The sequence below is a fragment of the Promicromonospora sp. NPDC057488 genome (genome assembly GCF_042802395.1).
Lineage (GTDB): Bacteria > Actinomycetota > Actinomycetes > Actinomycetales > Cellulomonadaceae > Promicromonospora.
In genome coordinates this window covers 1-13,211 of sequence record NZ_JBHVEG010000176.1, presented here as the reverse complement: position 1 = coordinate 13,211, position 13,211 = coordinate 1, and the positions used below count along the sequence as shown (strand labels likewise).

General features: G+C 69.3%; 12 protein-coding genes. 8 read left to right on the top strand and 4 right to left on the bottom strand.

All coding sequences use genetic code 11. The features are described 5' to 3' along the window. Nucleotides 1–31: 31 nt before the first annotated feature. From ACFU5G_RS24960 to ACFU5G_RS24950, 3 genes are read right to left on the bottom strand one after another with little or no spacing between them, the layout of a single operon-like run. On the bottom strand, nt 32–1,360 hold the full coding sequence (locus ACFU5G_RS24960; protein WP_377250873.1) for an ABC transporter substrate-binding protein: 1,329 nt from the start codon (nt 1,358–1,360) through the stop codon (nt 32–34). A 51-nt stretch (nt 1,361–1,411) separates the two neighbouring features. Next, nucleotides 1,412–2,302 carry a carbohydrate ABC transporter permease gene (locus ACFU5G_RS24955; protein ID WP_377250870.1) on the bottom strand — a complete coding sequence of 297 codons (891 nt, stop codon included), beginning with the start codon at nt 2,300–2,302 and terminating at the stop codon, nt 1,412–1,414. Then, entirely contained in the window at nt 2,302–3,198 is an 897-nt protein-coding gene (locus tag ACFU5G_RS24950; protein ID WP_377250867.1) for a carbohydrate ABC transporter permease, read from the bottom strand. The genes ACFU5G_RS24955 and ACFU5G_RS24950 overlap by 1 nt, the downstream gene beginning before the upstream one ends. Before the next feature lie 78 nt (nt 3,199–3,276). On the opposite strand from ACFU5G_RS24950, the gene ACFU5G_RS24945 reads away from it, so the two are divergent. Next, nucleotides 3,277–4,323 (top strand): LacI family DNA-binding transcriptional regulator, encoded by a 1,047-nt coding sequence (locus tag ACFU5G_RS24945; protein WP_377250864.1) that lies wholly within the window; start codon nt 3,277–3,279, stop codon nt 4,321–4,323. A 124-nt stretch (nt 4,324–4,447) separates the two neighbouring features. On the opposite strand, the gene ACFU5G_RS24940 is transcribed toward ACFU5G_RS24945, so the two are convergent. After that, nucleotides 4,448–5,506, bottom strand: a complete 1,059-nt coding sequence (locus tag ACFU5G_RS24940) for a LacI family DNA-binding transcriptional regulator (RefSeq protein ID WP_377250861.1) — start codon at nt 5,504–5,506, stop codon at nt 4,448–4,450. A gap of 178 nt (nt 5,507–5,684) precedes the next feature. On the opposite strand from ACFU5G_RS24940, the gene ACFU5G_RS24935 reads away from it, so the two are divergent. From ACFU5G_RS24935 to ACFU5G_RS24905, 7 genes are all read left to right on the top strand, one after another. Then, nucleotides 5,685–7,004: an ABC transporter substrate-binding protein gene (locus ACFU5G_RS24935; RefSeq protein WP_377250859.1), complete on the top strand. Its 1,320-nt coding sequence runs from the start codon at nt 5,685–5,687 to the stop codon at nt 7,002–7,004. A gap of 84 nt (nt 7,005–7,088) precedes the next feature. Continuing rightward, nucleotides 7,089–8,039 (top strand): carbohydrate ABC transporter permease, encoded by a 951-nt coding sequence (locus ACFU5G_RS24930; RefSeq protein WP_377250856.1) that lies wholly within the window; start codon nt 7,089–7,091, stop codon nt 8,037–8,039. Between the two features lie 16 nt (nt 8,040–8,055). Beyond that, on the top strand, nt 8,056–8,955 hold the full coding sequence (locus ACFU5G_RS24925) for a carbohydrate ABC transporter permease (RefSeq protein ID WP_377250853.1): 900 nt from the start codon (nt 8,056–8,058) through the stop codon (nt 8,953–8,955). Between the two features lie 43 nt (nt 8,956–8,998). Then, nucleotides 8,999–10,633: a beta-xylosidase gene (locus ACFU5G_RS24920; RefSeq protein ID WP_377250850.1), complete on the top strand. Its 1,635-nt coding sequence runs from the start codon at nt 8,999–9,001 to the stop codon at nt 10,631–10,633. A gap of 187 nt (nt 10,634–10,820) precedes the next feature. Next, nucleotides 10,821–11,876: a LacI family DNA-binding transcriptional regulator gene (locus tag ACFU5G_RS24915; protein ID WP_377250848.1), complete on the top strand. Its 1,056-nt coding sequence runs from the start codon at nt 10,821–10,823 to the stop codon at nt 11,874–11,876. A gap of 89 nt (nt 11,877–11,965) precedes the next feature. Then, a complete protein-coding gene (locus tag ACFU5G_RS24910; RefSeq protein WP_377250845.1) occupies nt 11,966–12,895 on the top strand; it encodes a sugar phosphate isomerase/epimerase family protein in 930 nt (309 codons plus the stop codon). Nucleotides 12,896–12,939: 44 nt separating this feature from the next. Further along, a partial coding sequence (locus ACFU5G_RS24905) for a dihydroxyacetone kinase subunit DhaK (protein ID WP_377250843.1) occupies nt 12,940–13,211 on the top strand: 272 nt, incomplete at its 3' end.

Genomic DNA, 13,211 nt, shown 5'->3' with positions numbered 1-13,211 from the left:
CCGCCCCGCCTGCGCGATCAGGGTTCGGGGCCTACTGGCCGAGCTGGTTCTGCAGGTCGGCCTGGGTCTGGTCCAGGGCCTCCTGGACGGGCGTCCCGTTCTCGTAGATCTCGTTGAGTGTGACCGTGCGGAACGTGTCGTCGACGGTGGGCCAGTTCGGGTCGCTGAACGACTCGAAGTGCCCGATGCCGTCCTTGACCTCGTTCAGCACGTCGAACAGGTTGGTCTGGAAGTACTTGTTGAACTTGTTCTCCGGGTTCTTGGTCACGGCCTCGTCCTCCCAGACGGACATGTTCACCGGGTCGAAGCCCAGCACCTCCCACACGGCGACGTTCGCCTCGGGGGAGAGCTTGGCGAACGCGAGCCACTGCGCGGCGAGGTCCTTGTTCGGCGAGACGGCCGGGACGGCCGCCCCGGTGCCGCCGCCGCCGATGGTCTGCACGACGGCGTCGTCGGGCACCGGCGCCGGGGCGATCGCCACCTTCCCGGCGAGGTCGGGCATGTAGTCGACGAACCGGGACGTGTACCACGCGGGGTAGACGATCGCGGCGTAGTCGCCGTCGTTGATGGCGCCGTACGCCTCCTCGGAGTCGGGGCTCCCACCGGGGATCGTGGAGATCGCGCCGGCGTCCTGCATGTCCTTCATCATCGAGAGGGCCTCGACGACCTCGGGGCTGTTGACCTGCACGTTGCCCTCGGCGTCGATGTACTGCCCGCCGAGCTGCGCGGTGATGAGCGGCTCGAGGAACATGACGCTCGTGCTGGCGACACCGAACGCCTTGCCGGTCTCCTCGTGGTACTTGACCCCGGCCTCCTGGAAGTCGTCCCAGGTCTTGATGGTCGTGTAGTCGATGCCGGCGCCCTCGAGCGCCTCCGTGTTGTAGAACGTGGTGAACGCGCCGACGTGCGTCGGGAACCCGTAGATCTTGCCGTCCTTGCTGTACAGGTCGAGGCGGGCCTGGACGACGTCGTCCTTGTACGGGGCCGCGGCCTCCGTCAGGTCGAGCAGGGGCGGGTTGTCGCCCTTGACGAAGTTGGCGAACTTGTTGACCTCGATGTCGACGACGTCCGGCAGGCCCTCACCGGAGTTCACCGCGAGCTGCAGCTTGTTGTGCATGTCGTCGTAGGGGTAGACGGTGACCTCGAGCTGGATCTCCTGGTCGGGGTTGGCCTCGTTCCACCGCTCGGCCATCTCCTCGTAGTAGGTGGCGTGCACGTCCGCGAACGTCCACATGTTCAGCGTCGTGGAGCCGTCGGCGTTCTTGACGGGTGCCGCGGGCTGGCCCCCGCCGCACGCGGCGAGCGCGGTCACCGCCAGTGCGGCGGTCAGCATGGACACCGTCGTCCGTAGCCTGGTCATGTTTTCTCCGTTCGATCTGTGGTTCGACCTGAAGTTCGGTCTGAGGTGCGGTCAGCCTTTGACCGCGCCCGCGGTGATTCCTTCGATGAAGAAGCGCTGGAAGGCGAGAAAGAGGATGAGGACGGGGATCAGCGAGAAGAAGGCCCCGATGATCAGCAGCTCGTAGTTGTTGCCGTAGGGCGTCAGGAGCGTGTTCAGGCCGATCGGCAGCGTGAACTTCTCCGGGCTGCGCAGCACCAGCAGCGGCCAGAGGAAGTTGTTCCAGCAGAGCATCCCGTTGAGGATCGCCATGGCGGCCATGGCCGGCTTCGTGATCGGCAGCACCAGCCGGAAGAAGATGCCGAACTCGCTCACGCCGTCGACCCGCCCGGCCTCGAGGATCTCCTTCGGTATGCCCAGGAAGTACTGGCGGAAGAAGAAGATCGTCACGGCCGAGGCCAGGAAGGGGAGCGCGATCACGACGTACGTGTCGGCCAGCCCCATGTCGTTGACCTGCACGTACAGGGGGAGCATGAGCATCTCGAACGGGACGGTCATGACCAGGAGCACCATGATGAACCACAGCGTCTTGGTCCTGAACTCGTACATCGCGAACCCGTAGGCGACGAACGCGCTCACCAGCAGGGTCCCGGCGACCTGCCCGACCGTCAGCAGCAGGGTGTTGGCGAACCAGCGGAAGTAGGGCCCCGAGTCGGTGAACAGCAGGACGTAGTTGTCCAGGCTCAGGGTGCCGAGGTCGACGTCGAAGGTCATGCCGCGCCGGATCACCTCGTTCCCGTCCTGGAAGGTGCCCACGAAGATGGCCAGCAGCGGGACGAGCGAGATCAGGGCCATCACGACGAGGAGGACCGACTGGATCCACGCGGCGGCGGACGGCCCGCGGCGGCGTCGGGCGGCGGCAGGAGCGGTCGTCACCCGGTCTTGTTCCTGGAGAACGGCCATCACGCGGCCTCCTTCTTGAAGGTGCCGCTGGCGACGAGATAGGAGATGTTGATCGTCATCACGATGACGAGCAGCACCACGCCGACGGCAGAGGCGAAGCCCAGGTCGTTCTCCTCGATGCCCTTGCGGTAGAGGTATCCGACGACCGTGAGGCCCTGGTTGTTGGGCGAGTTGTTGCCGGCGTAGAGCATGAAGCTCTCGAGGAACATCGCCAGTCCGCCGTAGACGCTGATCGTGACGACGTAGACGATGGTCGGCCGCAGGTTCGGGATGGTGATGTGCAGGAACTGACGGAACCGGCTCGCGCCGTCGATCGACGCCGCCTCGTAGTACTCGGTCGGGATCGCCTGCATGCCGGCCAGGAAATACATCATGTTCACGCCGGTCCACCGCCACAGCGCGATGGCCAGCAGGGCCACCAGCCCGGTGACGTCGCCACGCAGCCAGCGGACCGGGCCGAAGCCGAAGAACTCCGCGACCTGGTTCATGATCGCGGTGTCGGACTCCGCGAAGATCAGCCGGAACACGATGCCGGCCACCACGACGGAGGTCAGCGCCGGCACGAACATCGACGCCTTGAAGAACGACTTGATGCGCGCGCTACCGATGCCAGAGTTGATCAGCGCCGCGAGCGCCAGCGGGATCGGGATGAGCAGCACGAGGGTGAGCACCATGTAGCGCAGGCTGTTGAACAGGGCCTGCCAGAAGATGCGGTCCTGCCAGAGGCGCTCGTAGTTGGCGAGCCCGATGAACGTCGACTGCCCGTAGAGCACCTCCTGGGTGCTCATCACGAACGACCGGCCGAGCGGGACGACCCAGAAGACGGCGAGGGTCACGAGGAAGGGAAGGATGAAGAGATAGGGCGCGAGCCTCTTCGAGTACAGGAGTTGCTTCACGGCGGTTCGGATCCTCCTTGATCAGAGCCACGGGGTGACACCGGCACGGCCGGACGCGGGCGTCGGACGCGGGGTGCCATGATGGTCGGCGTGGTGAAGATGAGCGATGTGGCACATGAAGCAGGCGTCTCGACGATGACGGTCTCGAATGTCATCAACGGGCGGCCGGGAGCTAGCGAGGACACCCGTGCCCGCGTGCTCGACGCGGTGTCCCGGCTCGGCTACCGGATGAACGCCACGGCGCGGCAGCTGCGCGTGGGCCGGAGCGGTGCCATCGGGCTGCTGGTGCCGCACCTGGACGGGCCGTACTACTCGCACCTGGCGGCGCGGCTGGACACGCTGGCGCACGCGCGGGGCTACCACGTGATCATCGAGCGGACCGGTGCCAGCAGGGAGGGCGAGCTCGACGCGATCTCGCCCGAGCGGGTGCGGCCCTACGAGGGCGTGGTGTTCAGCCCGGTGCAGATCGACACCGCGGACGTGCGGGCGGCCGGGATCGAGGTCCCGGTGGTCCTCCTCGGTGAGCGCCGGCTGGCCGGCTCGTTCGACCACGTGATGATGGACAACGTCGGTGGCGCCGAGCTCGCGGTCTCGCACCTGCTGGAGCACGGCGCGCGGCGTATCGCCCTGATCGGCGGCCGCCCGGACCGCGGCGTCGACAGCATGGCGACCCTGCGCAGCCGCGGCTACCGCAGCGCGCACGCCACGGCCGGCGTGCCGGTGGACGAGCGCCTCGTCGTGGACGCCGCCTCGTTCACCACGAAGGACGGGTACGAGGCGGTGATGCGCCTGCATCGGGGCGGCGTCCCGTTCGACGGCGCCTTCGCGCTGACCGACGCGGCGGCCATGGGCGCGCTGCGGGCGCTGGCCGACGTCGGGCTGCGCGTCCCGGAGGACGTCCAGGTGGTCGGCTTCGACAACGACGCGGAGGGGGAGTACCTCATCCCGCGCCTGACCACCATGGACCCGGACAACGACTCGATGGCCGAGCGCATCATGGAGCTGCTGCTGCGGCGGGTCGAGGCGGGCGAGACGGGGGCGGCGCCGGACGGCGACGTGGTCGAGGCCGTCATGTCGGCCCGGATCGTCGTGCGGGAGTCGACGCTCGCCCGCGCGTCTGCCTAGTCGATCGGTCACTGGTTCTCTTCCTTGAGCAGCCGGCCACCCCGGGGATATTTATCGATAAAGTAGGGGTGATCGCGCCGGGTGTCAACGCCGCGCGACCTCAAGGTGTCGCGGGCGCGTTCTGCTACGTCTGACTGCCCTGCCGACGGCTGGCCGGGGGTGCGGTCGAGTCGCGGACGGTCAGGCTGGTGGCGAGCTGGACGTGGCGTGACGCGGGCTGGACGCCGTCCGCCATGGTCAGCAGCGTCTCGACGGCCATGCGGCCCATCCCGGCCAGCGGCTGGTGCACCGAGGTGAGCGGCGGCGACGTCCAGCCCGCCTGGGGCGTGTCGTCGAAGCCGACGACGCTGAGCCGCCGGGGCACCGGGACGTCCAGCTCCCGGGCCGCGGCGAGCACGCCCACGGCGATCTCGTCGTCGCCCGTGACGATCGCCGTGGGCGGTTCGGGGAGCGCGAGTAGCGCGCGGCCGTGCACCAGGCCCGTGTCGATCGCGAACGAGTCGCTGCGGACCAGCTCCTGCTCCAGCTCGATGCCCGCGGAGTCCAGGGCCGCCCGGTAGCCGTGGAGGCGTTCCCGGGCGGCGGCCGACGCCTCCGGGCCGCCGATCCAGCCGATGCGGCGGTGCCCGAGGTCCAGCAGGTGTTCCGTCGCGGTGCGCCCGCCCGCCCAGTTGGCCGACCCGACGCTGACGGTCCGGGGGTCGTCCAGGTCGACCGGGTCGATCATCACGAACGGCATCCGGACCTCCTTCGCGGCCTGGAGCACCGCGTTGGGTCGGGCCAGCGTGATGCCGACGATGCCGATCACGCCGGACTCCTTCTGCTCCGCCATCCAGGCCCGGGCGGCGGCCCGGGTGGCCCGCACCGCACGGTCGGGTGCGGAGCGCACCAGCAGGTTGGCCCGGGCGCTCGTGGCCGCGGCGAGGACGCCGTCGAGCACGTTGGCGACGTAGGGCGAGGCCAGCTCGTCGAAGACGGCGGCGACGGTACGCGTGGGTGGCGGCTCCCACTGGGTGGTTGGGCGGTAGCCGAGGGCGGTGACGGCCTCCAGGACGCGCTCGCGTGTGTCCTTGGCGATGTCGTGGCGCCCGTTGAGCGCCTTGGACGCGGTGCTCGTGGAGACCCCGGCGTGTCGCGCGACGTCGGCGAGCGTCGCCCGCTCCTTCGATGGCCGGCCAACCATGGCGTTTCCCTTCGTCGAAATTGTTTCGGAGGCTACTGGTAGCCCGGGGCGACGTCAATCCAGATATTTGCCTCCCATGAACCCGTTGACGCCTCGCCCGGGCCGCCGTTACAGTCCGTGCTTGATCGATAAAGTTGCGAAACTATTTCGCAACCTCTCAACGAGGAGGGACCAGGTGATGAGGCTTCTTACCAAGGCGTGGACGGTCGGTGTCGCGCTCGCGACGGCCGGTGCGCTGACCGCGTGCTCGGGTGCGGGCGGGACCACGGCGAGCGCCGGCGGCGGCAGCGCCGACCAGCCGGTGAAGCTGACGGTGTGGAGCTGGGACGGCACGGTCGAGCTCGCGGTTCCGGGCTTCGAGAAGGCCAACCCCGGCATCGAGGTCGAGGTGGTGAACGCCGGCTCGTCCTCCGACGAGTACCAGGCGCTCGACAACGCGATCCAGGCCGGGTCGGGTGTCCCGGACCTCGTGATGTTCGAGTACTTCGCGGTCCCGTACTTCGCCGTCCCCGGCAAGCTCGCCGACCTCGGCCCGCTGGGCGCGACCGAGCTGGCGGACGACTACGTCCCGTCGGCCTGGAACAACGTCGTCATGGGCGACGGCGTCTACGCGCTGCCCTCGGACTTCGGGCCGGCCGTCATGTTCTGGAACGAGGCGACCTTCGCCAAGGCGGGGATCGACGAGGCGCCCGCGACCTGGGACGAGTACTACGAGGACGCCAAGAAGATCCGGGCCCTGGGCGACGACTACTACATCACCCAGGACACCAACGACCTCTTCTTCCTGCTCTCGCTGATCTGGCAGGCCGGCGGTCGCCCGTTCGAGGTCGACGGGACCACGGTGCACATCGACTTCTCCGCCCCGGAGACCCAGAAGGCGGTCGCGTTCTGGCAGAAGATGATCGACGAGGACCTGGTCAACACGAAGATCAGCGCCTGGTCCGACGACTGGAACCGCGCGCTCAACGACGGCACGCTCGCCTCGCAGAACATGGGCGGCTGGCTCACCTCGACCCTGCCCGAGCGGGCGCCCGACGCCGCCGGCGACTTCCGCGTCGCCCTCATGCCGCAGTGGGAGAAGGGCGAGAAGGTCGGCGCCGAGAACGGCGGTTCCTCGTTCGGCATCCCGGAGGCCGCGGCCAACAAGGAGGCGGCCTACAAGTTCCTCGAGTACTTCACGCACGGCGAGGGCCTGCAGCCCCGCGTCGACGCCGGCGCGTTCGTGCCGAACAAGTCGGTGCTGGACAGCCCGGAGTTCCAGGACGTGGAGAACCCCTACTTCGGCGACCAGAAGACCGGCCAGGTGCTCGCCGAGGCGTCGAACATCGCCGCCGTCGGCTGGCAGTACCCGCCGTTCTTCGAGTGGGCGCGGAGCACCTACGGCGACATCGCCACGCCCTTCTACACCTCGGGCAAGGGCTCGCTCGAAGAGGTGCTGCAGACCTGGGAGCAGCGCTCCGTCGAGTACGGCAACGAGCAGGGGTTCCAGGTCGACTGACCACCTCCCGGCGGCGTCCCGCGCCCGCGCACGAGCACGGGACGTCGCCGGACGACCTGACCCGCACACGAGAAAGGACCAGTCATGAGCGCGACGGAGCGCATGACACGCCCCGCGGCGTCGAGCATGCCCCAGCCCGGCGGGGAGCCGCAGCAGTACCGGCGGCGACGCACGCGACAGACCGGCTGGGCGTTCGTGGCGCCCTTCGGCATCCTGTTCGCCCTGGTGTTCATCGTGCCGATCACCTACGCCGCCTACCTCAGCCTGTTCCAGGACCGGATGGTCGGCGGACCGTCGTTCGTCGGCCTGGCCAACTACACCAAGCTGTTCGGCGACGCCCAGTTCTGGGACGGCGTCTCCCGCGTCGTCTGGTTCACGCTGATCCAGGTGCCGATCATGCTCGTGCTCGCCCTGGTGCTGGCGCTCGCCTTGGACTCGATGCGGCTGCGCGGCATGCGGTTCATGCGGGTGGCGATCTTTCTGCCCTACGCCGTGCCGGCCATCGTCTCCACCCTGATGTGGGGCTTCATGCTCGGCGTCCGCTACGGGCTCTTCGGGAGCATCAACGGCTGGCTCGGCACCGACATCGACCCGTTCCGGCCAAGCACCACGCTGATCTCGATCGGGATCATGGTCACCTGGGCCTTCACTGGGTACAACATGCTGATCTTCGACAGCGTCCTGAAGGCCGTGCCGCAGGAGCTGTACGAGGCGGCCGCGATCGACGGTGCGGGGGAGTTCCGGAAGATCCGGGCGATCAAGCTGCCCGCGCTGCGCGGCTCCCTCGTGATCACCGTCATCTTCTCGATCATCGGCACGTTCCAGATCTTCAACGAGCCCCAGATCCTCCCGTCGATGGTGGCCAACAGCGGGATCACCACCTACTACACGCCCAACCTGTACGCGTTCAACCTCGCGTTCACGGGCTCGCAGCAGGGCTACGCGGCTGCTCTCGCCCTCGTCATGGCCGCGTTCACCATCGCCATCGCGTACGCGGTCCAGATCCGGGGCATGCGCGATGCCCTCGACCAGTAGCAGCCGGAGACCACTCATGACCACCACTACTGCCGGTGTCCCGCGCCGCGGGCGCCTGCACACCCTCGCCAACCCCCGCAAGAGCGGCACGCTGACCTTCCTGACGGGGCTGTTCACCCTCTACTGCCTGGTGCCGCTGATCTGGCTCACGATCAACTCCACCAAGTCCCAGGCCGACTTCGTCTCCAGCTTCGGCTTCTCCTTCGGCCAGCGCTTCGCGCTCTTCGACAACATCGTCGAGGTCTTCACCTACGACGGCGGCATCTTCACGCGCTGGCTGCTCAACACCGTGCTGTACGTGGTCGTCGGGGCGGTCGTCTCGACGTTCCTCGCCGCGCTGGGCGGATACGCGCTCGCCAAGCTGGAGTTCACCGGCAAGCGGGTCTTCCTGTTCGTGGTGCTCGGCGCCATCTCGGTCCCGGGCATCGCCCTGGCCATCCCGCAGTTCCTGCTGTTCGCCCAGCTCGGCCTGACGAACACGCCGTGGGCGGTGCTGATCCCGTCGTTCCTCAACCCGTTCGGGCTGTACCTCATGTGGGTGTTCGCCGCGGAGGCCGTCCCCACCGGGCTGCTGGAGGCGGCGAAGATCGACGGCGCGGGGGAGTTCCGCACCTTCTGGCAGATCGCGCTGCCCATGCTCGTCCCGGCGACCGTGACCGTGCTGCTGTTCTCGTTCGTATCGATCTGGAACAACTACTTCCTGCCTTTGATCATGCTCAAGGACCCCGACTGGTACCCGCTGACCGTCGGCATCAACCAGTGGAACAAGCTGGCCTCCACCGCCGGCAACGGCGAGCTGCTGCAGAACCTCGTCGTCACGTCGTCGCTGCTCACGATCATCCCGCTGATCATCGCGTTCATCTCGCTGCAGCGCTTCTGGCAGTCCGGCCTCAGCCTCGGCGCCGTCAAGGGCTGACGCCGTCAGGCCCCCACGTAGAGAGAAAGACAGAAGGAGAACCTTGGACACCCACACGACCCCCGGCCTGACGATCGACGGCGAGGCGACCACCGCCGTCCCGCTGCGGCACATCTGGAACGAGTGCGTCGGCGCCGGACGGGCCAACGAGGCGTTGCGCGCCGACTGGCAGGCCCACTTCCGCGAGGCGGTCACGCGGCTGGGCGCGCGGTTCGTGCGCTTCCACGGGCTGTTCCACGACGACATGTTCGTCTACCGCGCCAACGACGGCGGCGGCTTCGGGCCGCCCGTCCCGCTCGACACCCCCGTGCACACCTTCAGCTACGTCGACAAGGTCTTCGACTTCATCCTGGACACCGGCGCCCGCCCGTTCGTCGAGCTCGGCTTCATGCCGCGAGAGCTCGCCACCGAGACCGAGACGCTGTTCTGGTGGAAGGCGCACTGCAGCCCGCCCAACGACATGGCGCGCTGGGTCGAGCTCGTCACCGCGACCGTGACGCACTGGATCGAGCGGTACGGCCTCGACGAGGTCCGGCAGTGGCGGTTCGAGGTGTGGAACGAACCCAACCTCGTACCCCACTTCTGGACCGGGACGCGGACCCAGTACTTCGAGCTCTACGAGGCCACGGCCCTGGCGATCAAGGAGATCGACCAGGAGCTCAAGGTGGGCGGACCGTCCACGAGCGTCTTCGTGCCCGACGACCGCTACCGGGGCGAGTGGGAGGACCGCTCCGTCGAGCACGCGACGGCCGAGGCGGAGGACGTCGACGCCCTCGACTGGCGGCCCGTCTGGATCGAGGAGCTCATCGACTGGTGCGCCACGCGCGACGTCCCCATCGACTTCCTGTCCACCCACCTCTACCCGACCGACGTCGCCTTCGGGGCCAACGGCGAGATGCGCCACATCCGCCGCCACGTCGACGCGACCTACGACGACCTCGTCGCCCTCCGCAAGCTCATCGCCGGCAGCCCGTTCCCCGACGCCGAGCTGCACATCACCGAGTGGTCGAGCTCCCCGTCCAGCCGCGACGCGATCCACGACACCCTGTTCGCCGCCACCTACATCACGCGCGCCTACCTGCGGTGCGCGGCGCTCGCGGACTCGGTCTCGTACTGGACGTTCACCGACGTGTTCGAGGAGGGCGGCGCGGGCGTCGGTCCCTTCCACGGCGGGTTCGGGACGGTCAACGAGCAGGGCCTGCACAAGCCGACGTTCCACGCGTTCGAGATGCTGTCGCGGCTCGGCGACACGGTCCTCGCCGCCCTGCCGTACGGGACGATCACGCAGGACTCGGCGACGCGCGAGGTCTCCGCCGTGTTCTTCAACTACCCCGACGAGATGGGCCGCCAGGGCGTCGGGTCCGAGCTCACCTACGCGGCCACCCGCGGCCTGGCGGACCGGGGTCCGGTCCGGCGGGTCCGGCACACCGTCGAGGGTCTCACGCCGGGCGCCGTGTTCGCGGTCGAGTCGATCGACTGGGACCACGGCAACGTGGCCGAGGTGTGGCACCGGATGGGGGAGCCGCTCAACCTCACCCGCGAGCAGACGGCGGAGCTCCGGGCCACCGCCGACGCGCTGCGGAGCGCGACCGTCACGGTGTCCGGGGACGGCGTGCTCGACCTCGACCTCGAGCTGCCGGCGTGGTCGGTGCTGTCGGTCGCCCCGGCGCGCGGCTAGCGCCGGTGCGGGGCGGGGTGGCGGTTCGAAAACTTTCGGAGCGCCGACCCCGTCCCGTCCTGCCGCAGGCCCGGAGTTCCGGGGAAATGGAGCCGGATTACCGGCTCGTCCGGGCCGATGGCACGAACTAGGCACCTTGTACTTTTCGGAGATAGGCGATAAAACGGTCGGGAACGAGGAGGCAGCCTTGACGAAGAAGACCGGGCCGGCACGCCCCAACCTCTCGGCCGTGGCCGCGCACGCGGGGGTGTCCACCGCCACGGCCTCCAAGGTCGTGAACGGGCGGCCGGACGTCGCCGAGGACACCCGGGAACGGGTCGAGACTGCGATCACCGCGCTCGGGTACCGGGGACCGTCCCGGACCACGACGGCGCGCACGGTCGAGCTCATGGTCGACACGCTGGACTCCACCTATGCGTCGCAGATCCTGCGGGGCGTGGTGCTCGCCGCGGAGGAGCTGGAGCTGGAGGTCGTCGTCGGGCGGGTGCGCCGCAGGTCCGCGAACGGGGTTCCGGAGTCGAGCGCCGCCTGGGCCCAGCGGCTCGCCGCCGCCGAGCGGGTGGGGGCGATCGTGCTGACCTCCGGGCTCGGCCCGGACGTCTACGCGAGCCTCGCCCGGGCCCGCGTCCCGCTCGTGGTGATCGACCCGCTCGACGTCACCGAGGAGGGTGTGGTCTCCGTGGGGTCCACCAACTGGCTCGGCGGGCGGAGCGCGGCGGAGCACCTGGTCCGGCTCGGGCACCGGCACATCGCGGTGGTGGCCGGGCCGGCGGAGTCCCTCAGCGCCGTCGCGCGGCTGGACGGCTTCCTCACGTACTGCCGGCAGCAGGGCGTGGAGATCGAGCCGGACCTGGTCCGGCCGATCCGCTTCGACCACGACCAGGCCGTCCAGGTCGCGGAGCGGTGGTTCCAGCGCCCGGACCCGCCCACCGCGGTCTTCGCGGGCAGCGACGCGCAGGCGATGGGGGTGCTGGAGGCGGCCCGGCGCGCCCGCCTGCGGGTCCCGGAGGACGTCAGCCTCGTGGCCTACGACGACACACCGCTCGCGTCGTGGGCCAACCCGCCGCTGACCGCCGTCCGGCAGCCGCTGGAGGAGATCGGCCGGCGGGCCCTGCTCACCGTGCAGCAGCTGCACGAGGGCAGACCCGTCGACTCCCACCACATCGAGGTCGCCACCACGTTCGTCGTCCGCGACTCGACCGCGGTGCCCCGGGCCGAGCTGCTCCGGGACCCGCGAGGCTGAACCACGCACACCCGCACCACCCGCCGGGCGATCCGCCCGGCGGCCGAACCACGATGCCGCGCGGCATCACAGATCGACGGAGATCACACATGCGCACAGCCGAGAACTGGCCGATCGCGGCCAACATGCTGTCCTTCGGGTCGACGACGGCGGACGGCACCCCCAACGTGGACGCCCCGGCCGAGGCCTGGCGGGCCCAGCTGCAGCAGGTGGCCGACCTGGGCTTCGCGCACGTCGACCCGACCGACGCCTGGCTGTCGATCGGCGAGCTGAGCGACGGCCGGTTCGCCGAGCTGCTCACCGTGCTGAAGGAGACGGGGCTGTCGGTCCCGTCCGTGTCCACGACCCGCCGCAGCGTCATCGATGCCGGGCGGGGCGAGGACTACCTGCGCTTCGGCCACACGATCATCGACCGCGCCCCGGAGCTCGGGGCCGAGGTCGTCAACTTCGGCTTCATGCAGGCGCTGAAGCCCGCCCAGGAGAAGGCCCTGTGGTTCTGGCTCGCCGAGGGGCACCACGACGACCTCGACGACAAGGACGCCTACGACCTCGCCGTGCGCCGCATCCGCGAGCTCGCGGACCACGCTCGCGACCTCGGGGTGCAGGTCAGCCTCGAGATGTACGAGGACACCTACATCGGCACCCCGGACCTGGCCGTGCGGTTCGCGCAGGACGTCGACCGGGACAACGTGGGTCTCAACCCGGACCTCGGCAACCTGGTGCGGCTGCACCGGCCCATCGAGGACATCCCGACGATGTTCGAGAAGGTCCTCCCGCTGACGAACTTCTGGCACATCAAGAACTACACGCGCGACGAGGACCCCACGACGGGCTCGTACGCCACGCACCCGACGCCGCTGGTCCAGGGCGTCGTGAACTACCGCGCCGTGATCCGCCGGGCCCTCGACCTGGGGTTCGAGGGGGTCTTCGTGTGCGAGCACTACGGCTCCGACAGCCTCGGCGTCGCGGCCATCAACCGCGAGTACATCCGCGAGGTGCTCCGCGGCGCCGGGCGGTAGCCCCGGCAACAGCAACCAGGTCCCCGAGCAAAGGTGCAGGTGAGATGACCTACGTCCACAACAGACCGGAAGACTTCGTCCCCGAGGCCCTCCGCGGCCTCGTCAAGGCCCACCCCGGCCGGCTCCGCCAGGTCCCCGGCGGGATCGCCCGCGCCGAGGGCACCCGCCCCGGCAAGGTGGCGGTCGTCGTCGGCGGGGGATCGGGCCACTACCCGGCCTTCGCCGGACTCGTCGGCGACGGCCTCGCCGACGCCGCCGTCTGCGGCGACATCTTCACGTCGCCGTCCACCCGCCAGGTGCTCGACGTCTGCCGGGC

Coding starts and splice junctions, on each gene's coding strand:
- ACFU5G_RS24960 (WP_377250873.1), bottom strand. CDS start 1,360: ATGACCAGGCTACGGACGACGGTGTCCATGCTGACCGCCGCACTGGCG.
- ACFU5G_RS24955 (WP_377250870.1), bottom strand. CDS start 2,302: ATGGCCGTTCTCCAGGAACAAGACCGGGTGACGACCGCTCCTGCCGCC.
- ACFU5G_RS24945 (WP_377250864.1), top strand. CDS start 3,277: ATGATGGTCGGCGTGGTGAAGATGAGCGATGTGGCACATGAAGCAGGC.
- ACFU5G_RS24940 (WP_377250861.1), bottom strand. CDS start 5,506: ATGGTTGGCCGGCCATCGAAGGAGCGGGCGACGCTCGCCGACGTCGCG.
- ACFU5G_RS24935 (WP_377250859.1), top strand. CDS start 5,685: ATGAGGCTTCTTACCAAGGCGTGGACGGTCGGTGTCGCGCTCGCGACG.
- ACFU5G_RS24930 (WP_377250856.1), top strand. CDS start 7,089: ATGAGCGCGACGGAGCGCATGACACGCCCCGCGGCGTCGAGCATGCCC.
- ACFU5G_RS24925 (WP_377250853.1), top strand. CDS start 8,056: ATGACCACCACTACTGCCGGTGTCCCGCGCCGCGGGCGCCTGCACACC.
- ACFU5G_RS24910 (WP_377250845.1), top strand. CDS start 11,966: ATGCGCACAGCCGAGAACTGGCCGATCGCGGCCAACATGCTGTCCTTC.